The organism is Burkholderia sp. AU30280 (genome assembly GCF_020420125.1).
Lineage (GTDB): Bacteria > Pseudomonadota > Gammaproteobacteria > Burkholderiales > Burkholderiaceae > Burkholderia.
The window spans coordinates 128,678-150,784 of record NZ_JAIZRY010000017.1; the positions used below are offsets into that span (position 1 = coordinate 128,678).

Below are 22,107 nucleotides of genomic sequence, written 5' to 3' on the forward strand. Positions count from 1 at the left end.
GCCAGCGCGCCGCCGTTCAAGGGTCGGAACCGGGCAGGCGGCGTCGCGCGGCCACAACCCGCCGCGCGTCCCGGGCGGCATGAAAAGCTATAATGGAAGGCTTTCCCGACGGCTTTTCAGGGTGGCTGCGCGCCATCTGCGTGCGGCCGTCCCGATTCACTCTTGACGACGCCCCCAGGTCAACCACTGCGAACGGCGAACCCCCATGACCAAGAAAGTTTACGTAAAGACCTTCGGCTGCCAGATGAACGAGTACGACTCGGACAAGATGGTGGACGTGCTGAATGCGGCCGAAGGCCTCGAAAAGACCGATACGCCGGAAGACGCGGACATCATCCTGTTCAACACGTGCTCGGTGCGTGAAAAGGCGCAGGAGAAGGTGTTCTCCGATCTCGGCCGCGTGCGCGAGCTGAAGGAAGCGAAGCCCGGCCTGCTGATCGGCGTCGGCGGCTGCGTCGCGAGCCAGGAAGGCGCATCGATCGTGTCGCGCGCGCCGTACGTCGACCTCGTGTTCGGCCCGCAAACCCTGCACCGCCTGCCGCAGATGATCGACGCGCGCCGCGCGAGCGGCCGTGCGCAGGTCGACATCACGTTCCCCGAAATCGAGAAGTTCGACCACCTGCCGCCCGCGCGCGTCGAGGGGCCGAGCGCATTCGTGTCGATCATGGAAGGCTGCTCGAAGTACTGCAGCTACTGCGTGGTGCCGTACACGCGCGGCGATGAAGTGTCGCGCCCGCTCGACGACGTGCTGACCGAAGTGGCCGGCCTCGCTGACCAGGGCGTGCGCGAAGTCACGCTGCTCGGCCAGAACGTCAATGCCTATCGCGGCGCGCTGACGGCCGGCGCGTCCGAGATCGCCGATTTCGCGACGCTGATCGAATACGTCGCCGACATCCCCGGCATCGAGCGGATCCGCTACACGACGTCGCACCCGAAGGAATTCACGCAGCGCCTGATCGACGCCTACGCGAAGGTGCCGAAGCTCGTGAGCCACCTGCACCTGCCCGTCCAGCACGGTTCCGACCGCATCCTGATGGCGATGAAGCGCGGCTACACGGTGCTCGAATACAAGTCGGTGATCCGCAAGCTGCGCGCGATCCGCCCCGACCTGTCGCTGTCGACCGACATGATCGTCGGCTTCCCCGGCGAGACCGAGGAAGATTTCGACAAGATGATGGCGCTCGTGCACGAGATGCGCTACGACACCAGCTTCTCGTTCATCTACAGCCCGCGCCCCGGCACGCCGGCCGCGAACCTGCACGACGACACGCCGCGCGAGGTGAAGCTCAAACGCCTGCAACATCTGCAGGCGACCATCGAGGAAAACGTCGCGCGCATCAGCCAGTCGATGGTCGGGAAGGTCGAGCGGATCCTCGTCGAGGGCCCGTCGCGCAAGGACCCGAACGAACTCGCAGGCCGCACCGAGAACAACCGGGTCGTGAATTTCCCGGCGCCGCTCGCGTCGCACCCGCGCCTGATCGGCCAGATGATCGACGTGAAGATCAACCACGCGTACCCGCATTCGCTGCGCGGCGAGCTCGTGCTCGTAAGCGACGACGCGAGCGCGGCCACCCACTGACTGACGCTCAACAGGAACCCGACGCCACTTTGAAGCCGACCCAAGCACTGGAATTCGTCGCGCCGCGCGACGACAACGCGCGCCTCGCCAATCTCTGCGGCCCGCTCGACGAGAACCTGCGGCAGATCGAACAGGCGCTCGACGTCACGCTGTCGCGACGCGGCCACCGGATCACGATCCGCGGGCGCGGCGCCAAGCTCGCGCTCACCGCGCTCGAGAATTTCTACAACCGCGCGCGCGATGCGCTGTCGGTCGACGACATCCAGCTCGCGCTGGTCGAAGTGCGCCACACGTCCGGCAACGGCCGCCAGGACACGCTCGACGTGCGCTTTCGCGGCGACCCCGACCATCCGTTCGACGACCCGGTCGTGCAGCTCGACGCCAGCGAGCCGGACGAAGAGCCCGCGCCGAAGCTCTACACGCGGCGCGCCGACCTGCGCGGCCGCACGCCGGCGCAGCGCGAGTACCTGAAGCAGATCCTGTCGCACGACGTGACGTTCGGCATCGGGCCGGCCGGCACCGGCAAGACCTACCTCGCGGTCGCATGCGCGGTCGACGCGCTCGAGCGCGACCAGGTCAAGCGGATCGTGCTGACGCGCCCGGCCGTCGAGGCCGGCGAGCGGCTCGGCTTCCTGCCGGGCGATCTCGCGCAGAAGGTCGACCCGTACCTGCGTCCGCTGTACGACGCGCTGTACGACCTGCTCGGCTTCGACAAGACGGCGAAGATGTTCGAGCGCCAGATGATCGAGATCGCGCCGCTCGCGTACATGCGCGGCCGCACGCTGAACCACGCGTTCATCATCCTCGACGAGGCGCAGAACACGACGCCCGAGCAGATGAAGATGTTCCTCACGCGGATCGGCTTCGGCTCGAAGGCGGTGGTGACCGGCGACACGAGCCAGGTCGACCTGCCGCGCGGCCACAAGAGCGGCCTCGTCGAGGCGCAGCAGGTGCTCGGCGGCGTGCGCGGCATCGCGCTCACGCGCTTCACGAGCGCGGACGTCGTGCGCCATCCGCTCGTCGCGCGCATCGTCGAGGCGTACGACGAATTCCACGCGCAGCACCAGGACGGCTGAGCGGCCAGCGGCACCTGCACGCCGCCCCGGCCAGACAGCCCGGCCCGGCCCGCCAGACGGCGCGCCGGGCATTTTTTCGCCTGCGTGAATTCGGGTGCGATCGGCCGTTTGGTGTATCCTCAACGCGTCCTAATCGCCGCACGCGTCATGAAATCCTCCCGTTCTCGCAAGTCCGGGCGCGCCCAGTCCGCCGCGCCCGCCTCCCCCCGCCTTTCACTGTTCGACGCGAAGGGCAAGGCCCGGACCGTCAACGCGCAAGGGTTGCGAATCGACTTCCCGGATGGCCGCAGCCTGATGTTCGACCTGTCGGGCAGTTCGGGGGAAGCGGCCGTCGCGATCGTCGCGCAGCACAATGATCCGGCCATGCGCGCGAAGCTCGCGCTGCAGCCCGAGCATTACGACAGCGTGACGCTGCACGTGGGCGCCGAGCCCGCACCGCGCGAAGACGACACCGAAGACGCGCTGCGCGAGCCGGAGCTCGATCTCTCCGTGCAATACGGTGACGAAATCACGAGCGACGTGCGCAAGACGTTGCCCAAACGCAAGCTGATCGCCGAATGGATCGCGCCGGCGCTGTTCGCCAGCGCGCAGCTCACCGTGCGCTTCGTCGGCGAAGAGGAAGGCCGCACGCTGAACGCCGGCTACCGCCACAAGGACTACCCGACCAACGTGCTGACCTTCGCGTACGACGCGGCGCCCGACGGCACCGTGATCGGCGACCTCGTGCTGTGCTGCCCGGTCATCGAGAAGGAAGCGCACGACCAGGGCAAGCCGCTCACGGCCCACTACGCGCACCTGCTGGTGCACGGCGCGCTGCACGCGCAGGGCTACGACCACGAGACGAGCGACGAGGACGCGGCCGAAATGGAAGCGCTCGAAGTCGACATCCTCGCGAAGCTGGGCTTCCCGAACCCGTACCAGTAAGCCATCTGCACGATGCGCAACGCCGCGACGCTCCCGCCCGCCTATCCGCCGTCGATCGGCGATGGGCGCCTGCTGACGGAAGACGAGCTCGCGGCGTCGCTCGCGCACACGATGCGCGACTGGGACGGCCGGCAGGATCTCTGGCTGTTCGGCTATGGCTCGCTGATCTGGAACCCCGGGTTGCCGACCGTCGCCGCCGTGCGCGGCAAGGTACATGGCTACCATCGCGGGCTCTATCTGTGGTCGCGCGTGAACCGCGGCACGCCCGAACGCCCGGGCCTCGTGCTCGCGCTCGATCGCGGCGGCTCGTGCTCGGGCATCGCGTTCCGGCTTGCCGGCCCGACCGCGCAGCCGCACCTCGAGACGCTGTGGAAGCGCGAGATGCCGATGGGTTCGTACCGGCCCGCGTGGCTGCCGTGCTCGCTCGAGAACGGCGAACGCGTGAACGCGCTCGCGTTCGTGATGCGCCGCGACGCGCCGACCTATACGGGCAAGCTGCCCGACGCCGTCGTGAAGGAAGTGTTCGGCTGCGCGGCCGGCCGCTACGGCACGACGCTCGACTACGTGAGCCGCACCGTCGACGCGCTGCGCGCGAGCGGCATTCCCGACCGCGCGCTGGAAGGGCTGCTCGCGCGATGCCGATGACGCAACGCGGTGCCCGGCTTGCCGCGCGCCGCGCCACTCGCCCGTTCGAATGAGGAGATGACCGATGAAACCGTCCCGCTGGTCGCGCTGCAAGGTCGCCGCGCTACTCGTCGCCGCGAGCGTCGTGCTGTCCGGTTGCGGAATCATCGGTTGCGGCGGCGCCGCGACCAACGGCGCGGCCGGCGGCGGCTGCTCGACCGGCCTGCGGTTCTGATCCGCGGCCCGACGGCGCCCGCATGCGGCAGAATGCCGCCGTCACGCCGCGCCATCGGCCGACCGTCTTCCCGCGCCGCGCGTCCCCGCGCTTCCCCCACCCGTTTTTTGGCCACTGCTGCGCCGCCGCCCTTTTCTGGGATAGGATGGACGCAAGGACGACGTCGCCCGGCGCGGCCGTCCGCGAGCGGGGCCCGCGCGAGCTGCCCACCCTGGCCGTGCGGCCGGTGTGACACGGCCGCGTCGTGCCCTTGGTGTATCCTTGCCTACTCCGTGACAGCGCGCTCCGGCATGACCCGGGCGCACCACCATGAACGATTCGTATCCCAGTCGTAAGCCAACCGACAAACCGCAAGAAAAGCGTTCGCTGCTCGAACGCCTGACCGACTTCATCTCGCCCGAGCCCGAATCCCGCGGCGAGCTGCTGGAAATCCTCCAGGACGCCCACGAGCGCAACCTGATCGACGCCGATTCGCTGTCGATGATCGAAGGCGTTTTCCAGGTATCCGACCTGTGCGCACGCGACATCATGGTGCCGCGCGCACAGATGGACGCGATCAACATCGCCGACAAGCCTGAAGATTTCATCCCGTTCGTCCTCGAGAAGGCGCACTCGCGCTATCCCGTGTACGAGGAGAACCGCGACAACGTCATCGGCGTGCTGCTCGCGAAGGATCTGCTGCGTTTCTATGCCGAAGAGGAATTCGACGTGCGCGGGATGCTGCGCCCGGCCGTGTTCATTCCCGAATCGAAGCGCCTGAACGTGCTGTTGCACGACTTCCGCGTGAACCGCAATCACCTCGCGATCGTCGTCGACGAATACGGCGGGGTCGCGGGCCTGATCACGATCGAGGACGTGCTCGAACAGATCGTCGGCGACATCGAGGACGAATACGACTTCGACGAGGAAGCCGGCAACATCATCTCGGGGCCCGATGGCCGCTACCGCGTGCGTGCGCTCACCGAGATCGAACAGTTCAACGAGACGTTCGGCACCGATTTCCCCGACGACGAAGTCGACACGATCGGCGGGCTGATCACGCATCATTTCGGCCGCGTCCCGCATCGCGGCGAAAAGCTGCAGCTCGGCAACCTCGTGTTCGAGATCCAGCGCGGCGATGCGCGCCAGGTCCACGTGCTGCTGGTGCGCCGCAACCCGCTCGCCAGCCGTCGCGCCGAAGCCTCGCACGAAGACTGACCGTCGCGCGCCAGCCGCGCATTCCACAACCGCTCGCCCACTTTCGCTTCACATGGACGATCCGATCCTGTCCCGCCCGGCTGGCGGCCTGCTCGCGCCGGCACCCGGCCGCGCGCTGCCGCGCTGGCACTACCCGGCCGCGCTGCTCGCCGGCGCCGCCAATACGCTCAGCTTCGCACCGACGCCGCATGGCGGCTGGCTGCAACTCGTCGTATTCGTCTGGTTTTTCGCGCAGCTCACGCGCACCGCAAGCTGGCGCGGCGCCGCGCTCACCGGTGGCGCGTTCGGCTTCGGCAACTTCATCACCGGCATCTGGTGGCTCTACATCAGCATGCACGTGTACGGTGAGATGGCCGCGCCGCTCGCGGGCGGCGCGCTCGTGCTGTTCTCGCTGTACCTGTCGCTATACCCGGCGTTCTCCGCCGGGCTGTGGTCGTTCTGCGCGGGCCATGCGTGGCATCGCCGCACGCCCGACCCGCGGCCGTTCTCGCCGACCTGGCACGGCGCATTCGCGTTCGCGAGTGCCTGGGCGCTCGGCGAATGGCTCCGCGGCACCGTGTTCACCGGCTTCCCGTGGCTTGCCAGCGGCTATCCACAGGTCGACGGCCCGTTCGCGGGCTTCGCGCCGGTCGCCGGCGTGTATGGGATCGCGTGGGTGCTGGCGCTGTTCGCCGCGCTCGTCGTGCAGGCGCTCGCCGCCGCCCGGCCGTTGCCGCTTGCCGAACCCCGCGCCGGCAATGCCCGCATGCGCATCGCCGCGCCGGCCGGCATCGCGGTCGCGCTGATCGCGGCCGGTCTCGGCCTGTCGCAGGTCACGTGGACCGTGCCCGCCAACAAGCCGCTCACCGTGCGGCTGCTGCAGGGCAACGTGAAGCAGGACATCAAGTTCGAGGAAGCGGGCATCGACGCGGCGATCAAGATGTACACGCAGATGATCGTCGAGAAGCCGGCCGACCTGATCGTCACACCCGAAACCGCGATCGCAGTGATGATCCAGGAGCTGCCCGAGCCGTTCGCCGTCGCGATCCGCAAGTTCAGCGACACGACGGGCTCGGCCGTGCTGTTCGGCGCGGTCGGCGCATCGGTGACCGAGGACGGCCACTACGTCGACTATACGAACAGCCTGTACGGCGTGACGCCGAACTCGCGCGACATCTATCACTACGACAAGCACCATCTCGTGCCCTTCGGCGAATTCATCCCGTGGGGCTTCCGGTGGTTCGTCGACCTGATGAAGATGCCGCTCGGCGACTTCGCGCGCGGCGCCCCCGTGCAGAAGCCGTTCCTCGTACACAACCAGCCCGTGATGGCCGACATCTGCTACGAGGACTTGTTCGGCGAGGAGATCGCCGCGACGATCCGCGACAATCCGCAGCCGCCGGGCGTGCTCGTCAACGTGACGAACCTCGCGTGGTTCGGCGACACGATCGCGCTCGACCAGCACCTGCAGATCGCGCGGATGCGCTCGCTCGAGACGGGCCGGCCGATGCTGCGCTCGACCAACACGGGGATGACGGCCGCGATCGATGCGCACGGCCGCGTGCTCGGCCAGTTGAAGCCGTTCACGATCGGCTCGCTCGACGTGCGGATCGAAGGCACGAGCGGCTTCACGCCCTACGTGACGAGCGGCAACAACCTCGTACTCGCGGTGTCGCTCGTGCTGCTCGCGTTCGGCTTCACGTTCGGCCCCGGGCTGCGCCGCCGCAACGGCAAAAAGAACGGCGACGACCAGCCGGAATGACGTAACGAGCGGCCGCTGCGCAGTGCGTGGCGGCCGCCACCCAATGCAGCATGCAGCGGCGGCCCCCGGCCGCGAACCGGCCGGCCGCTCAGGCCTGCCGGGACGACTCCGCCGATTGAGTCGGCTGCGCGGCCAGGCGTCGCAGGTCGCGGCCCACGGCCTCCATCACCGGCTCCCACGCGCCGAACACAGGCTGCCGGTACAGCGTCGCCGTCGGATACCACGGGCTGTCGTTGCGTTCGAGCAGCCACGGCCAGTGCGGATTCACGTCGAGCAGCACCCAGGTGCGCGCGCCGAGCGCACCCGCCAGGTGCGCGACCGACGTGCATACGGTGATCACGAGATCCAGCGCGCCGATGAACGCGGCCGTATCGTCGAAGCTCGTCAGTTCCGCCGTGAAATCCTCGATCGCGAAGCCGGCCGCGCGCGCCGCCGCGACATCCGCCTGCGCACCCGGTTGCAACGAATAGAACGCGACGCCGTCGATTCCGCGGAACGCGTCGGCATAGCGCTCGAGCCCGACGCGCCGGAACGGATTGCGCTGGTGCCCCGCGCTGCCCGTCCACACGAGCCCGACCTTCAGCCGGCGCTCGCCCGCGAGCCGCGCGCGCCACGCGTCGCGCGCGGACGGATCGGCCCGCAGGTACGGCACCGACGACGCGAGCGTCGACGCTTCCATGCCGAGCATCAGCGGCAGGCCGATCAGCGGCACTTCGTAGTCGAAGGCGGGCAGCAATTCGACGCCGCCGCCCACGCTGAACGCATCCGCATGCGCGCCGAGGCTGCGCTGCATCAGCGTGCCCACCAGCGGGAACGTATTCCAGATGAGCCGGCCGCCCTCGCGATGCACGCGCTCGGCGAGCGGCGCGACGAAGCGGCAGAACTGCAGCACGTCGCCGAGCCCCTGCTCGCCCCACACGAGCAGCGTCTTGCCGGCGAGCGGCTCGCCCTGCCAGCGCGGGCCAGGCAGCACCGGCCGGCGGCCGCGCAACTCGCCCGCGCCGTCCCAGCGCGCCTCGTGGCCGCGCCAGCCGGCCGCGAAGTTGCCGCGCACGAGCTGGATGATCGCCAGGTTGAAACGGTACGACGCGTCGTCGGGCGCCAGCTCGCACGCGCGCGCCGCGTAGCGCTCGGCGTCGTCCCAGCGCTGCGCCTCCTTCATCGCCAGCGCGACGTTGTTCATCGCGAGCGCGTTGTCGGGCGCAAGCTCGACGAGCGGCGCCGCGCACGCGAGTGCGGCGTCCAGGTCGTGCGTCGCGATCCGCGCGACGACGAGGTTGATCCACGCCTGCACGTCGCGTGGGTCGAAGCGCACGGCCGCTTCGAGCAGCGCGATCTCCTCCGCGCGGTCACTGCCCGACAGCCGCAGCGCGATGGCGAGATTGTTGCGCAGCGACGGCCGGTCGGCATCGAGCGCCAGCGCCGCGCGATACGGCGCCACGGCGTCCGCGTGCCGGCCCGCCATCTGCAGCGCGTAGCCGTGATTGAAGTACGCGGTCGCGCCCGGCTGGACGCGCGCCGCGCATTCGGCGAGCGCGATCGCATCGGCCGTACGCTGCCGCGCGACGAGCGCGCCGGTGAGTTGCGCGAGCGCATCGGCGTCGACCGCATGCAGGTGTGCGGCGGCGGCGAGCCACAGATCGCGCGCGGCGTGCTCGCCGCGCGCCTGCGCGTCGGCGGCCTGCCCGAGCAATGCGAGGAACGGCGGAAGCAGCGGAATGAGGATGTCGGTCGAATCGTCCATGCAGTCGGGATCGGCTAGCGGTGGCGCGGCGCGCGTTGCGCGCACCGCAATACGCGCATCTTAACGCCCGCGCGAAGCCGCGCGGCATGCCCGTCTCGACAGGCCGCGCGCGGCCGCCCGGCGCGCGCCGGTCACGCCCGTGCAGGCCGCCGGAACGCTGCCGGCGGTGCGCCCGCCCGCGTTCCGGCCGCATCCGCCCGCCGATCCGGTAAAATTACGCGTTTCAGCACACTAACAAGCCGCGCCGCCGCGCGAGCCGACCCTCCGGGCCCTGCCCGGAGCGCCGCCCGCAACGGAGCGCCAGCGCCACGAAGGCTCTTCATGCTTACGTTTCAGCAAATCATCCTGACGCTGCAGTCCTACTGGGACAAGCAGGGTTGCGCCCTGCTCCAGCCCATCGACATGGAAGTCGGCGCGGGCACGTCGCACGTCCACACGTTCCTGCGCGCGGTCGGCCCCGAGCCGTGGCGCGCCGCATACGTGCAGCCGTCGCGCCGCCCGAAGGACGGCCGCTACGGCGAGAACCCGAACCGGCTGCAGCACTACTACCAGTACCAGGTCGTGCTCAAGCCGGCGCCGGAAAACATCCTCGACCTGTACCTCGGCTCGCTCGAGGCGCTCGGCTTCGACCTGCAGCAGAACGACGTGCGCTTCGTCGAGGACGACTGGGAAAACCCGACGCTCGGCGCGTGGGGCCTCGGCTGGGAAGTGTGGCTGAACGGGATGGAAGTCACGCAGTTCACGTATTTCCAGCAGGTCGGCGGCCTCGACTGCAAGCCGGTGCTCGGCGAGATCACGTACGGCCTCGAGCGCCTGGCGATGTATCTGCAGAAGGTCGAGAACATATACGACCTCGTGTGGACCGAATGGGAAGAGCAAGGCCCGAATGGCCCCGAGCTGCGCCGCCTGTCGTACGGCGACGTCTACCACCAGAACGAGGTCGAACAATCGACCTACAACTTCGAGCACGCGAACGTCGACCTGCTGTTCACGTTCTTCAACAGCTACGAGGCGGAAGCGAAGAAGATGATCGACGCCCAGCTCGCGCTGCCCGCGTACGAGCTCGTGCTGAAGGCCGGCCACACGTTCAACCTGCTCGATGCGCGCGGCGCGATCTCGGTCACCGAGCGCGCGGCGTACATCGGCCGCATCCGCGCGCTGTCGCGTCTCGTCGCCCAGGCTTACTACGACTCGCGCGAGAAGCTCGGCTTCCCGATGCTCGGCAACCCGCCGGGCGTGCCGGGCCTCACCACCGACGCCCAGGATGCCGCACAGCCGGCGTGGGCGCCGCCGCTCAAGGTCGAACGCAAGATCGATCAGGACTGACGAGACGAGATTCATTCCAAACATGACGCACAATCATCCCGCCCCCCTGCTCGTCGAACTGCTGACCGAAGAGCTGCCGCCGAAGGCCCTCGCGCGCCTCGGCGACGCATTCGCCGAAGGTCTTGCGCAACGCCTCGCGGCGCGCGACCTCGTCGAAGGCGAACTCGTGTTCGAACGCTACGCCACGCCGCGCCGCCTCGCCGTCGTCGTGCAGAACGTGCGCGCCGTCGCGCCTGACAAGCAGGTCCGCGAAAAGGTCCTGCCCGTGTCGGTCGCGCTCGACGCCGAAGGCAAGCCGACGGCCCCGCTCGCGAAGAAGCTCGCGGCGCTGGGCCACCCGAACCTGTCGATCGCCGATCTCGAGCGCGCACAGGACGGCAAGGCCGAAGCGTTCTTCATCAACTATTCGGCAGCCGGCGCGACGCTCGCCGACGGCCTGCAGGCCGCGCTCGACGAAACGCTCGAGAAGCTGCCGATCCCGAAGGTGATGACCTACCAGCGCCCGGACGGCTCCGACGTGAAGTTCGTGCGCCCGGTGCATCGCCTGACGGTGCTGCATGACGATCGCATCGTGCCCGTCACCGCGTTCGGCGTCGACGCCGGCGACACGACGCTCGGCCACCGCTTCCTGTCCGACGGCCTGGTCGCGATCCAGCATGCGCGCGCATATGCCGACACGCTGCGCGACAAGGGCCGCGTGGTCGCGCACTTCGCCGATCGCCGCGAAACGATCCGCACGCAGCTGAACGAACACGCGAACGGCGATACCGTCGTGATGCCCGAGTCGCTGCTCGACGAAGTGACGTCGCTGGTCGAATGGCCGGTCGTCTATCCCTGCCGCTTCGAGGACGAATTCCTGCAGGTGCCGCAGGAATGCCTGATCCTCACGATGCAGACGAACCAGAAGTACTTCGCGCTGACCGACGTCGGCGGCAAGCTGCGCTCGCGCTTCCTGATCGTGTCGAACATCGAGACGAAGACGCCGGGCGAGATCATCGAAGGCAACGAGCGCGTCGTGCGCCCGCGCCTCGCCGATGCGAAGTTCTTCTTCGAGCAGGACAAGAAGAAGCCGCTCGCCGACCGCGTGCCGCAGCTCGCAAACGTCGTGTATCACAACAAGCTCGGTTCGGCGCTCGCACGCGTCGAGCGCCTCGAGGCGCTGGCCGGCGAGATCGCGCCCGCGATCGGCGCCGACGCCACGCACGCGAAGCGCGCCGCGCGCCTCGCGAAGGCCGACCTGCTGACCGACATGGTCGGCGAGTTCCCGGAGCTGCAGGGCACGATGGGCACGTACTACGCGCGCCACGACGGCGAAGCCGACGACGTCGCGCTCGCGTGCGCCGAGCACTACCAGCCGCGCTTCTCCGGCGACGCGCTGCCGACCACGCCCGTTTCGACCGCCGTCGCGCTCGCCGACAAGCTCGAGACGATCGTCGGCATCTGGGGCATCGGCCTCGCGCCGACCGGCGAGAAGGATCCGTTCGCGCTGCGCCGCCACGCGCTCGGCGTGCTGCGCCTGCTGCTCGAGAAGCAGCTGCCGCTCGATCTCGTATCGCTGCTGCGCACGGCCCATGCACGCTTCGAAGGCGTGCCGGGCGTGGCCGAATCGACCGATGCGATCCTCGCGTTCTTCATGGACCGCCTGCGCGGCCTGCTGCGCGAGCGCGGCTATTCGGCCGGTGAAATCGACGCGGTGCTGAGCCTGAACCCGACGCGCGTCGACGATCTCGTCGCACGCCTCGACGCGGTGCGCGAATTCACGCATCTCGTGGAAGCGGAAGCGCTCGCGGCCGCGAACAAGCGGATCTCGAACATCCTGAAGAAGTCGGAAGGCGGCGCGAACGGCGCGGTGCAGCCGGCGCTGCTCGTCGAAGCCGCCGAGAAGGCGCTGCACGAACAGCTCGCGGCCGTGACGCCGCACGTGCAGTCGCAGCTCGAGGCGCGTGCGTACACGGGCGCGCTGTCGGCGCTCGCCGCGCTGCGCGTGCCGGTCGACACGTTCTTCAACGACGTGATGGTCAACGCGGAAGATCCGGCACTGCGCGCGAACCGTCTCGCACTGCTGTCCGCGCTGCACCAGCAGATGAACTGCGTCGCCGACATCTCGAAGCTCGCCGCATAAGGGCCTCACGATGCCGACCAGCCCCAACCGAAAGCTCGTCGTCCTCGACCGGGACGGCGTGATCAACGTCGATTCGGATGCGTTCATCAAGACGCCCGACGAATGGATCGCGCTGCCCGGCGCCCTCGAGGCGATCGCCCGGCTCAACCACGCGGGTTATCGCGTGGTCGTCGCGACCAACCAGTCCGGCATCGGTCGCGGGCTGTTCGACATGGCCGCGCTCAACGAGATGCATCTGAAGATGCATCGCGCGGCGGCCTCGGTCGGCGCACGTATCGACGCGGTGTTCTTCTGCCCGCACACGGCCGAGGATCACTGCGACTGCCGCAAGCCGAAACCCGGCATGATGCAGATGATCGCCGAGCGCTTCGAGATCGATCCCGGTCACACGCCGGCCGTCGGCGATTCGCTGCGCGACCTGCAGGCCGGCGTCGCGGTCGGTTTCCAGCCGCACCTCGTGCTCACCGGCAAGGGCAAGAAGACGCTCGCCGCCGGCAACCTGCCGCCCGGCACGAAGGTTCACGACGACCTGCGCGCGTTCGCGCTCGATTTCCTTTCACACGAACACGAGTGATGCAGCCGCCGCGCGCATCCTCCCTAACGCCAGACTTACGCCGATGCGCTTCGTCCGCTCCCTGCTGCTGCTGATCTACTTCATCCTGTACACGGTGCCGTACGCCACCGCGTGCTTCATCGCCTTTCCGTTCATGCGTCCCGACGCGCGCTACTGGATGGCGGCCGGCTGGTGCAAGTCGACGCTGTGGGTCGTGCGCTGGCTGAACGGCATCCGCTACCGGATCGAAGGGTTCGAGAACCTGCCCGACGGCCCGGCCGTGCTGCTGTCGAAGCACCAGTCCGCGTGGGAGACGCTCGCGTTTCCGGCGCTGATGCCGAAGCCGCTCTGCTACGTGTTCAAGCGCGAACTGCTGTACGTGCCGTTCTTCGGCTGGGCGCTCGGGCTGCTGCACATGGTCAACATCAACCGCAAGGAAGGCAAGAACGCGTTCGCTTCGGTGATCCGCCAGGGCAAGAAGCGCCTGTCGGAGGGCGCATGGATGATCATGTTCCCGGAAGGCACGCGCACGCCGGTCGGCAAGCAGGGCAAGTACAAGACGGGCGGCGCGCGCTTCGCGATCGAAACCGGCGCACCCGTCGTGCCGATCGCGCACAATGCAGGTCGGGTGTGGCCGCGCAACTCGTTCACGAAATTCCCGGGCGTCGTCACCGTGTCGATCGGCAAGCCGATCCCCAGCGAGGGGCTGACGCCCGATGCATTGAACTCGCAGGTCGAAGCATGGATCGAAGCGGAAATGCGCCGGATCGATCCGGATTCGTATCGCCAGGCAGGCAATGCCGGCACGCGCGATGCCGCGCGCGTCTGACGCCTCCAGGTTGCAGCCGTTGCGTACGACAAAAAGAAGCGAACTGATGAAACAGCGTCCGCGGCCACGGCCTGCCGTCGTGGCCCTCGATCATCGCCAGATGGACCTGCCGCTCTTCGACGGGCCGGCCGCCGCACCGTCGGCGCCTGCTACGCCGCCGGCGCCGCCCGAAGCGGCGCCCGCCGCGCCCCTCGATCCGGGCCCGGCACCCGACCGCTCGCGCGTGCGCACGTTCGCACTCGACAGCCGCGTGCTCGAATACCGCCTGAAGCGCTCCGCGCGCCGTACGATCGGCTTCACGATCGACGGCAGCGGGCTGTCGATCACCGCGCCGCGCTGGGTCACGCTCGCCGACATCGAAGCCGCGATTTCCGAGAAGCAGCGCTGGATCTTCGCGAAGCTCGCGGAGTGGAAGACGCGCACCGAGCAGCGCGCGCTGCCGCAGATCGACTGGCGCGACGGCGCGCAGCTTCCGTATCTCGGCAAGACGGTGACGATCGCGCTCGGCGCGGGCGCCGTCTCGTTCGATGCCGATGCGCTGCGGCTCTCGTTGCCGCTGTCCGTGCAGGCCGACATGCAGCAGATCAAGGATCGCGTGCAGGGCTGGCTGCAGGGCGAAGCCAAGCGGATCTTCGGTGAACGCCTCGCGGTCTACGCGGAGAAGCTCGGCGTCACGTATTCGGTGTACGCGCTGTCGTCGGCCGCGACGCGCTGGGGCAGTTGCTCGAGCGACGGCAAGATCCGGCTGAACTGGCGGCTGATCCATTTCCCGATGTCGATCATCGACTACGTCGTCGCGCACGAGCTGTCGCACCTGCGCGAGATGAACCACAGCCCGGCCTTCTGGCAGACCGTCGAATCGATCTTCCCCGAGTTCCGCGAGGCGCGGCACACGCTCAAGCATCATCCTCCCGAGCTGCTGCCGTCGCTTTGACGCGCGTGGCTTCGCCGCCAACGAAAAAGGGCGACGCGGGTCACCCCGCATCGCCCTTTTTTGCTGCTGCGGCGCACATTGCGCGCCGCAGCCCGGTTCATCCGGCGCTCAGTGCGCCTTCTTCTGGATGAACTCGATCTTGTAGCCGTCCGGATCCTCGACGAACGCGATCACGGTCGTGCCGTGCTTCATCGGGCCCGCTTCACGCGTGACCTTGCCGCCTTGCGCCTTGATCTTGTCGCAGGCCGCGTACGCGTCGTCGACTTCCAGTGCGAGGTGACCGAAACCCGTGCCGAGGTCGTAGGACGGCGTATCCCAGTTGTGGGTCAGTTCGATCACCGTGTTATCGCTTTCATCGCCGTAACCGACGAACGCGAGCGTGAACTTGCCTTCCGGATAGTCGTCGCGGCGCAGCACCTTCATGCCGAGCAATTCGGTGTAGAACTTGATCGAGCGGTCGAGATCGCCGACTCGCAGCATCGTATGCAGCAATCGCATGTGTTGTACTCCTGTGGGGACTTTCCAGAAGCGGGAACTCTACCAGAGTCGGATGAACTTCGCCGGGGGTGCCGTAGCCGGGAGCGCCTAGCCTGAGGCGGCCATCCGGGGCGCTTGCCCGGAGCGCGTCCGATACGCCGATCGGCGCCGGGCGGCGCGAGTACGACGGCGGAAACCGGCACGATCCGGCTCACCCGGCTACCGTACCGATCGAGTCACATCCTTCCGCCTCGCACCCCAAACGGGCATGCGACCCGCCGCCCGAACTCGGCCACCACTCTCCGCTACAGCCACACTGCCGTGCGAAACCGCCGATTCGAGCGCGCCGGATGCGCCGCGCTCCCGATCCTGCAACCGCCATACCGAACCGGCGAGGTTCGCCGATGACCACGCGCGCCGCCCCCGTGCGCCGTGCGCTCGACGGCACTCGCGCGCACGAGCGCGAGCAAGACGCTGTTCTACCAGCTCGCGGTATCGGCGGTCGTGCTGGTCGCGCTTGCCGCGCTGTTCGGCCAGGTGTCGTTCGCGCGCGTCACGCCGGTTGCGGTGGCAAGCCTCGCGTACCAGTCGGTGATCGTCGCGTTCGTGAGCTACCTGTCGTGGTTCTGGCTGCTGACGCGCTACAGTGCGTCGCGGTTGTCCGTCTTCACGTTCCTGTCGCCGCTGTTCGGCGTCGCGTTCGGCGTGCTGCTGCTCGGCGAATCGGTCGGCTGGCGCTTCATGTCCGCTGCCACGCTCGTGCTGACCGGCATCGCACTCGTCAACGCGCCGCCACGCCGGCGGACATGACGACCGTGCACAACACGCGCGCATCCACGCAATAAAAAAGGCTGTCCGCGGGGCAGCCTCTTCGGCACACATCCGATCCAGCTCGCGTGGCCGGCCTCAACCGCCCTTGCGCACCGCCGCGAGCGCCTGCGCGACGCCGACGTATTCGGCCACGCTCACGTCCTCCGCGCGACGCGCAAGATCGAAACCGAGCGCGTCGAAATCGATCGTCTCGCGATAGTCGCCGAGCGTATTGCGCAGCATCTTGCGGCGCTGCGAGAACGCGGCAGTGACGATTTCGCCGAGCAGCACGGGATCGACGTCCGGCAGTTCGTGCGGCTCGTACGGAATCATCCGGACGATCGCCGAATCGACCTTCGGCGGCGGCTGGAACGATTCCGGCGGCACGTCGAGCATCTTCTCCATCACGTAGCGGTACTGCAGCATCACCGACAGACGCGAAAACGCCTTCGTGCCCGGCTCCGCGACCATCCGCTCGACGACTTCGTTCTGCAGCATGAAATGCTGGTCGATGACCGCATCGGCGAACGTCATCAGGTGAAACAGCAGCGGGCTGGAAATGTTGTACGGCAGGTTACCGACGATCCGCAGCGACGGCTTGTCGCCGGGCGCCGCGAGCGAACGGAAGTCGAACGCGAGCGCGTCGCCCGCGTGCAGCTCGAGCAGCGCGCCGAAGCGTTGCTGCAGGCGCCCGATCAGGTCGCGGTCGAGCTCGACCGCATGCAGCGGCGACTCGGGCGTCGCGAGCCGCTCGATCAGCGGCCCAGTCAGCGCGCCGAGCCCAGGGCCGATCTCGACCATGCGCTGGCCGCGCGCGGGGCCGATCGTCGAGACGATCGAGTCGATCACGCCGTGATCGACGAGGAAGTTCTGCCCGAAGCGCTTGCGCGCGAAATGGCCTTGGTGCTGTCTGCTGTTCGACATCGACTGAGTAAAACGAAAAAAACGACGAAAGAGGGGAAGCCGGGCCGCGTCAGGCCGTGCGGCGATGGCGCGCCATCGTGACGGCCGTGTCGAGCGCGGCGATCATGCTGCCCGGATCCGCGCGGCCCGTGCCGGCCAGATCGAGTGCCGTGCCGTGATCGACCGACGTCCGGATGATCGGCAGCCCGAGCGTCACGTTGATGCCCTCGCCGAACGTCGCATACTTCAGCACGGGCAGGCCCTGATCATGGAACATCGCGAGCACGCAATCGGCGTCGGCAAGATGGCGCGGCTGGAACAGCGTATCGGCCGGGTACGGGCCACGTGCGTCGATGCCCAGCGCGTTCGCGCGGGCCAGCGCCGGCGAGATCACGTCGATCTCCTCGCGGCCGAGATAACCGTTCTCGCCCGCGTGCGGGTTCAGGCCCGTCACGAGGATGCGCGGCGCGGCCAGGCCGAAGTCGCGCCGCAGGTCGCGATCGATGATCGCAAGCGTCTCGACGAGCCCGTCGATCGTGAGTGCGGCCGACACGTCCTTCAGCGGCAGGTGCGTGGTCGCGAGCGCGACTCGCAGCGGCTTGTGGCCGGTACCGGCCAGCATCATCACGACACGCGGCGTATGCGTGCGCTCGGCCAGGTATTCGGTATGGCCGGTGAACGGCACGCCTGCATCGTTGATAGTGCTCTTCTGCAGCGGCGCGGTGACGATCGCGTCGTACCGGCCTGCCAGCGCGCCGTCGATCGCCGCGTCGAGCAGCCCGAGCACATACGGGCCGTTCGCTGCGTCCAGCTTGCCCGCCTGCACGGGCACGGCGAGCGCGTGATGTGCGACCGACACCGGCCCGCCGCCGGCCAGCGTGGCCAGCTCGGCGCCAACGGCCGCCGCGCGCGCGTCGAGCAGCGCCGCATCGCCGAGCACGGTGAAATGCGCATCGGGCCAGCGCTGCGCAGCGTCACGCAGCGCCTGCACGGTCAGCTCCGGGCCGACCCCCGCGGGTTCGCCGGTCGTGATCGCGATCTGCAGCGCGGGCGTGGTCATCCGAAGCTCGCTCAGTTCGCCGGGCCGACGCCGCCGATCTTGTACTGCACGTACGACGAATCGCGCAGCTCGCGCAGCCAGTCGGCATACGCCTGCTCGGCCTTGCGCTGGCCGATCGCCTGGCGCGCGATATCCATCTGCTGCTGCACCGAACCTTCCGCTTCGCGCCGGCTCAGCACCTGGATCAGGTGATAGCCGTACTCGGTACGGATCGGCTGGCTGATCTGGCCGTCCTGCAGGTTGTTCATCGCGCGCTCGAACTCCGGCACGGTCTCGCCCGGGCTGATCCAGCCGAGATCGCCGCCTTGCGACGCCGAACCGTCCTGCGAGTAGGTGCGCGCGAACTTCGCGAAATCGCCGCCGGCCTCGACCTGGTTGCGGATGTCGACCAGTTGCTGGCGCGCCTGGCCTTCCGACTTGCCTTCGCCCACACGCAGCAGGATGTGGCGCACGTGTGTCTGGACGATCTTCGGTGCGGCGGCAGTCGCGCCCTGGCTCTGGCGGCGATCGACGAGACGCACGATCTCGAAGCCGTCCGGCACGCGGATCAGCGTCGGGTTGACCTCGCCCGGGCGCAGCTTCGACGCGGCCTCGACGACGTCGGCCGGCAGTGCGCTCGGTGCCTTGAAGCCGAGGTCACCCCCCTTCTTCGCGTCGTTCGCTTCCGAATTGTTCTTCGCGAGCTTCTCGAAATCGGCGCCCGACTTCGCCTGCTGCAGCAACGCGTCAGCCTTCTTCTGCGCGGCTTCGATGTCGGCCTGCGGCGCGTTGGTCGGCGCCTTGATGAAGATGTGCTGGAAGCGCAGGTCCTGCTGCTGCGACGCGTTCGGCCCGCGCTGGCTCGCGATGTAGTTCGCGACCTCGGCGTCCGACACGGTGATCTTGCCGTCGACCTCGCGCTCGCGCAGCTTCGACAGCATCAGTTCGGTGCGCGCGTCGCTCGTGAAGATGCTCCAGGGCACGCCTTGCGCCTCGAGACGCGCACGGTACTGCTCGAGCGTCATGCCGTTCGCCTGCGCGAGACGCTGCAGCGTGGACTGCACGGTCGCGTCGTCGATGCGGATCCCGTCGTCCTTGGCCTTCTGCACCTGGATGCGCTCTAGCACCATCTGGTTCAGCACCTGCGCGCGCAACTGGTCGGTCGGCGGCACGGGTGCGTTCTGCTGCTGCAGCCGGCGCGCGATCAGGCCGGCACGCTGGTCGAGTTCGCGGCCCGTGATCACGTCGTTGTTGACGACCGCGACGACTTCGTCGGCGAGCTGCGCACCTTGCGAACCGAGCGCCTGCGCCGCGGCCGGCGCGGCGGCGAGCAGCGCGGAGGCCGCAGCGAGGCTGGACACGACTGCCGCGAAACGAAGGGTTTTCTTCATTGCCACTGGAACTCCATTGAAATCGTGCTGACCGGTGCAGACAAGCCGGCGTTACTCGTAGTTGCTGAAGCGGGACATCGGCGGCGGCGGCGGCGGCAGCGGCGTGTAGCCCGCCACCCCGGCGCGGAATGCGGACACGAGGCCGTTGTCGATGGTCGACAGGCCCTTGAGCGTCAGCTGCATCATGACTCGCGTCGACGAGTTCTGCTGTCCCGACGAATTGATGCCGTTCGCCGCCCGTTGCACCCCGACCCCGAGCGCCCAGCAGTCCGCGTCGTATTGTAAGCCGACCAGACCGTCGACCACGCGATCGCCGGCGAGGTCGTAGTTGAAGCGGCCGATCGCATACAGGCGGCGCGTGAGCGGCCATTGCGCGGACACCAGGAACTGGTTGATCGGCTGGTTGTCGAGCGTGGTGTTCGAGCGCGTATAGCGGTAGCCGACGTTGATCACGCGGCGCTCGCCCGGGCTGTAGCCGAAACCGACGCTCGACTTCACGAGCTGGTTGTTGTTCTGGTTGTACTGGAACGCCGTCTCCGACATGAAGCCCGAGCCGAGCTTCAGCGCGGCGCCGACGATCAGGTCCGAGTGGCGCGCCAGTACGGCACTCTGCCCGGAATTCAGCGTGACACGCTGATCGGCGAAGTAATACTGCTGCGCGATCACGAAGCGCGCACGCTCGTCGCCGGTGCGCGGATCGATGAAGCGCGACGTGAGGCCGGCCGTGATCCGGTTCGCATCGGCGATCCGGTCGTTGCCGACGAACGTGTTCGGCTGATAGATCTCCGCGAGGCCGAAGTCCGATTCCGCGGTATCGAACAGCGGTGCGTTCGACTGGTTGCGATACGGCGTGTACACGTAGTACAGGCGCGGCTCGAGGGTCTGGATGAAGTCCTGGCCGAACAGGCGCACCGAGCGGTCGAAGATCAGCCCCGAATCGAAGCTCACGGTCGGGATCGACTCGGTGAAGCGCTTCGGGTTGTTCGGCGTGGTCGACGACAGGTAGTTCAGGTCGTACGACGCGAAGTGGTACTGGACCTTCGGCACGACGAAGTAGCCGGGGCCGTACACGCCGTACGCGATGTACGGATTGAAGACGATCCGGTCACCCTGGGTCGCATCGGCGGTCGTGATGCGGAACCGTGAATAGTCGGCTTCCGCGCCGAAGTCGAAGCCGCCGACGTTGTACTTCGTGTACTTCACGTTCAACTGCGGCTCGCGGCTGTACGGCGCGATCGACGGCGGCAGCGTCTGCCAGTGCTGGTAGCGCGCGAGCACCGACCACGGGCCGTTGTTGTACGTCAGGCCGGCTTCCTGCTGGTACAGCGTCTGCGTCCCGTTGATGAACTGGTTCGCCGAACCGAGATCTTCGGGATAGGTGTTGTCCGAAACCTTGTTGTAGTAGACGTAGCCGCCGAAGCCGCCGCCGAAGTTCTGCTGGTGCTGCCAGTAGATCGCGTAGCGGTTGCGGTGCGCGAGCCGGTCATCCGGCAGGTAATTGGCCGTAAACGTGCCCGAATACGACGGCGACAGGTAGCGGAACGTCGCTTCGGCCATCACGCCGCGCCGCGAGATGATGCGCGGCGTGAGCGTCAGGTCGCGGTTCGGCGCGATATTGAAATAGTACGGCAGCGTCAGCTCGAAGCCGTTGCTCGAGTTCATCGAGAACGTCGGCGGCAGCAGGCCGCTGCGCCGCTCGCCCGACAGCGGGAACGTCATCCACGGGCTCGCGAAGATCGGCACGCCCTGGAAGAACAGCACGCCGTTGCGCGCGGTGCCTTCGTCGGCGCCCGTATCGAAGTCGAAGCGGCTGCCCTTGATGTACCACGCGGGGTTCGTCGAGCACTGGCACGCGGTGTACGTGCCGTTGACGAACACCGAGCGCTCGCTGTCGACCATGTCGACGCGCTCCGCGCTGCCCGACCCGCCCGTCATGTTGAAGTGGTACTTCGGCGCCGTCATGAAGCCCTGGTTCGCCTCGATCTTCAGATGCGCCTCGGGGCCCGCGAACGACGTGCCGCCATTGATCACCTTGACCTGGCCGTACGCATCGGCCATGTCGGTATCCTGATCGTAGTGGATCGCGTCGGCCTTCACGACGGCGTCACCGCGCCGCAGCTCGGCCGAACCCTTCGCGGCGAGATCCTGCTCGGCCGTGCCGCTCGTGTGGTCGGCGATCACGAAGGCGGCCGGCTTCGAGCCGTCCTTCAGCGGATGATCCTCGAGCTGGGGCGCGAGACGCAGATCCCACGGCGAGTCGAGCGGCTGCGGCTGCGCGGCCGCGCCCGACAGCTGCGCGTACGACACGGCCGGCACGAGGCCTGGCACGGCCAGGAGCGCGAGCGCGAGCCGCCGTTTGCGCGGCGCCCCGTCACCGGGGAAAACATTCGGGAATAGCGGTTTGGGCGGCATCTATCGTTTGGCGAATCGCCCCTTGTCAGCCGCACCGTCGCGGCACATTCGCGCGTGGCGGGCCGCACCGTCGCACCGCGACTGCGGCTGAGCGCAAACCGGGGAGGCGATCGGGCGGACGGCGCGGCAGGCAGCGGGCCTGCACGGCGGAAGCTGACGCGGGGCGCGTCAAAAAAGTCGTGGGGTATTAT

18 protein-coding genes and 1 pseudogene are annotated in these 22,107 nt (G+C 68.1%); 13 read left to right on the plus strand and 6 right to left on the minus strand.

Going from position 1 to position 22,107, the window contains the following annotated elements; translation table 11 throughout:
* Window positions 1-205 precede the first annotated feature (205 nt).
* From miaB to lnt, 7 genes are all read left to right on the plus strand, one after another.
* Window positions 206-1,579, plus strand: a complete 1,374-nt coding sequence (gene miaB / locus LGN17_RS31140) for a tRNA (N6-isopentenyl adenosine(37)-C2)-methylthiotransferase MiaB (protein ID WP_226200841.1) — start codon at window positions 206-208, stop codon at window positions 1,577-1,579.
* Between the two features lie 29 nt (window positions 1,580-1,608).
* A complete protein-coding gene (locus LGN17_RS31145; protein WP_226200842.1) occupies window positions 1,609-2,655 on the plus strand; it encodes a PhoH family protein in 1,047 nt (348 codons plus the stop codon).
* A 147-nt stretch (window positions 2,656-2,802) separates the two neighbouring features.
* Window positions 2,803-3,579, plus strand: a complete 777-nt coding sequence (ybeY, locus tag LGN17_RS31150) for an rRNA maturation RNase YbeY (RefSeq protein WP_226200843.1) — start codon at window positions 2,803-2,805, stop codon at window positions 3,577-3,579.
* Between the two features lie 12 nt (window positions 3,580-3,591).
* Window positions 3,592-4,224, plus strand: coding sequence for a gamma-glutamylcyclotransferase (locus tag LGN17_RS31155; protein WP_226200844.1), 633 nt, complete (start codon window positions 3,592-3,594; stop codon window positions 4,222-4,224).
* Window positions 4,225-4,288: 64 nt separating this feature from the next.
* Entirely contained in the window at window positions 4,289-4,438 is a 150-nt protein-coding gene (locus tag LGN17_RS31160; protein WP_175956365.1) for a hypothetical protein, read from the plus strand.
* A 309-nt stretch (window positions 4,439-4,747) separates the two neighbouring features.
* Window positions 4,748-5,635, plus strand: coding sequence for an HlyC/CorC family transporter (locus LGN17_RS31165; protein ID WP_011353131.1), 888 nt, complete (start codon window positions 4,748-4,750; stop codon window positions 5,633-5,635).
* Between the two features lie 52 nt (window positions 5,636-5,687).
* Entirely contained in the window at window positions 5,688-7,376 is a 1,689-nt protein-coding gene (gene lnt, locus LGN17_RS31170) for an apolipoprotein N-acyltransferase (RefSeq protein ID WP_226200845.1), read from the plus strand.
* An 88-nt stretch (window positions 7,377-7,464) separates the two neighbouring features.
* Here the strand turns inward: lnt and LGN17_RS31175 are convergent, their stop codons facing one another.
* Window positions 7,465-9,120 carry a hypothetical protein gene (locus LGN17_RS31175; RefSeq protein WP_226200846.1) on the minus strand — a complete coding sequence of 552 codons (1,656 nt, stop codon included), beginning with the start codon at window positions 9,118-9,120 and terminating at the stop codon, window positions 7,465-7,467.
* A gap of 321 nt (window positions 9,121-9,441) precedes the next feature.
* On the opposite strand from LGN17_RS31175, the gene glyQ reads away from it, so the two are divergent.
* Genes glyQ through LGN17_RS31200 form a run of 5 tightly spaced genes read left to right on the plus strand, consistent with a single transcriptional unit; the run spans window position 9,442 to window position 14,884 of the window.
* Window positions 9,442-10,446, plus strand: a complete 1,005-nt coding sequence (gene glyQ, locus LGN17_RS31180) for a glycine--tRNA ligase subunit alpha (RefSeq protein WP_226200847.1) — start codon at window positions 9,442-9,444, stop codon at window positions 10,444-10,446.
* A 22-nt stretch (window positions 10,447-10,468) separates the two neighbouring features.
* A complete protein-coding gene (gene glyS, locus LGN17_RS31185) occupies window positions 10,469-12,568 on the plus strand; it encodes a glycine--tRNA ligase subunit beta (protein WP_226200848.1) in 2,100 nt (699 codons plus the stop codon).
* A gap of 10 nt (window positions 12,569-12,578) precedes the next feature.
* A complete protein-coding gene (gene gmhB, locus LGN17_RS31190) occupies window positions 12,579-13,142 on the plus strand; it encodes a D-glycero-beta-D-manno-heptose 1,7-bisphosphate 7-phosphatase (RefSeq protein ID WP_175956355.1) in 564 nt (187 codons plus the stop codon).
* A 43-nt stretch (window positions 13,143-13,185) separates the two neighbouring features.
* Window positions 13,186-13,950: a lysophospholipid acyltransferase family protein gene (locus tag LGN17_RS31195; protein ID WP_175956354.1), complete on the plus strand. Its 765-nt coding sequence runs from the start codon at window positions 13,186-13,188 to the stop codon at window positions 13,948-13,950.
* Between the two features lie 46 nt (window positions 13,951-13,996).
* Entirely contained in the window at window positions 13,997-14,884 is an 888-nt protein-coding gene (locus LGN17_RS31200; protein WP_175956352.1) for a M48 family metallopeptidase, read from the plus strand.
* 108 nt (window positions 14,885-14,992) lie between these two features.
* Here the strand turns inward: LGN17_RS31200 and gloA are convergent, their stop codons facing one another.
* Complete coding sequence (gloA, locus tag LGN17_RS31205) at window positions 14,993-15,382, minus strand: lactoylglutathione lyase (RefSeq protein WP_043190639.1); 390 nt, start codon at window positions 15,380-15,382, stop codon at window positions 14,993-14,995.
* Window positions 15,383-15,793: 411 nt separating this feature from the next.
* On the opposite strand from gloA, the pseudogene LGN17_RS31210 reads away from it, so the two are divergent.
* Window positions 15,794-16,171, plus strand: a pseudogene (locus LGN17_RS31210) (EamA family transporter); the annotation flags it as partial.
* A gap of 96 nt (window positions 16,172-16,267) precedes the next feature.
* Here LGN17_RS31210 and rsmA read toward each other — a convergent pair.
* The 4 genes from rsmA to LGN17_RS31230 are packed head-to-tail and all read right to left on the minus strand — an operon-like array spanning window position 16,268 to window position 21,916.
* Entirely contained in the window at window positions 16,268-17,095 is an 828-nt protein-coding gene (gene rsmA, locus LGN17_RS31215; RefSeq protein ID WP_226200849.1) for a 16S rRNA (adenine(1518)-N(6)/adenine(1519)-N(6))-dimethyltransferase RsmA, read from the minus strand.
* Window positions 17,096-17,144: 49 nt separating this feature from the next.
* Window positions 17,145-18,134, minus strand: coding sequence for a 4-hydroxythreonine-4-phosphate dehydrogenase PdxA (gene pdxA / locus LGN17_RS31220; protein ID WP_226200850.1), 990 nt, complete (start codon window positions 18,132-18,134; stop codon window positions 17,145-17,147).
* A gap of 11 nt (window positions 18,135-18,145) precedes the next feature.
* On the minus strand, window positions 18,146-19,504 hold the full coding sequence (locus LGN17_RS31225; RefSeq protein ID WP_226200851.1) for a peptidylprolyl isomerase: 1,359 nt from the start codon (window positions 19,502-19,504) through the stop codon (window positions 18,146-18,148).
* A gap of 51 nt (window positions 19,505-19,555) precedes the next feature.
* Window positions 19,556-21,916: an LPS-assembly protein LptD gene (locus tag LGN17_RS31230; RefSeq protein ID WP_226200852.1), complete on the minus strand. Its 2,361-nt coding sequence runs from the start codon at window positions 21,914-21,916 to the stop codon at window positions 19,556-19,558.
* Between the last annotated feature and the right edge of the window lie 191 nt (window positions 21,917-22,107).

Bases quoted from the DNA above. Each gene is read 5' to 3' on its own strand.
- miaB (WP_226200841.1), top strand. From the start codon at position 206: ATGACCAAGAAAGTTTACGTAAAGACCTTCGGCTGCCAGATGAACGAG.
- ybeY (WP_226200843.1), top strand. From the start codon at position 2,803: ATGAAATCCTCCCGTTCTCGCAAGTCCGGGCGCGCCCAGTCCGCCGCG.
- LGN17_RS31155 (WP_226200844.1), top strand. From the start codon at position 3,592: ATGCGCAACGCCGCGACGCTCCCGCCCGCCTATCCGCCGTCGATCGGC.
- LGN17_RS31160 (WP_175956365.1), top strand. From the start codon at position 4,289: ATGAAACCGTCCCGCTGGTCGCGCTGCAAGGTCGCCGCGCTACTCGTC.
- LGN17_RS31165 (WP_011353131.1), top strand. From the start codon at position 4,748: ATGAACGATTCGTATCCCAGTCGTAAGCCAACCGACAAACCGCAAGAA.
- lnt (WP_226200845.1), top strand. From the start codon at position 5,688: ATGGACGATCCGATCCTGTCCCGCCCGGCTGGCGGCCTGCTCGCGCCG.
- LGN17_RS31175 (WP_226200846.1), bottom strand. From the start codon at position 9,120: ATGGACGATTCGACCGACATCCTCATTCCGCTGCTTCCGCCGTTCCTC.
- glyQ (WP_226200847.1), top strand. From the start codon at position 9,442: ATGCTTACGTTTCAGCAAATCATCCTGACGCTGCAGTCCTACTGGGAC.
- glyS (WP_226200848.1), top strand. From the start codon at position 10,469: ATGACGCACAATCATCCCGCCCCCCTGCTCGTCGAACTGCTGACCGAA.
- gmhB (WP_175956355.1), top strand. From the start codon at position 12,579: ATGCCGACCAGCCCCAACCGAAAGCTCGTCGTCCTCGACCGGGACGGC.
- LGN17_RS31195 (WP_175956354.1), top strand. From the start codon at position 13,186: ATGCGCTTCGTCCGCTCCCTGCTGCTGCTGATCTACTTCATCCTGTAC.
- LGN17_RS31200 (WP_175956352.1), top strand. From the start codon at position 13,997: ATGAAACAGCGTCCGCGGCCACGGCCTGCCGTCGTGGCCCTCGATCAT.
- gloA (WP_043190639.1), bottom strand. From the start codon at position 15,382: ATGCGATTGCTGCATACGATGCTGCGAGTCGGCGATCTCGACCGCTCG.
- rsmA (WP_226200849.1), bottom strand. From the start codon at position 17,095: ATGTCGAACAGCAGACAGCACCAAGGCCATTTCGCGCGCAAGCGCTTC.
- pdxA (WP_226200850.1), bottom strand. From the start codon at position 18,134: ATGACCACGCCCGCGCTGCAGATCGCGATCACGACCGGCGAACCCGCG.
- LGN17_RS31225 (WP_226200851.1), bottom strand. From the start codon at position 19,504: ATGAAGAAAACCCTTCGTTTCGCGGCAGTCGTGTCCAGCCTCGCTGCG.
- LGN17_RS31230 (WP_226200852.1), bottom strand. From the start codon at position 21,916: ATGCCGCCCAAACCGCTATTCCCGAATGTTTTCCCCGGTGACGGGGCG.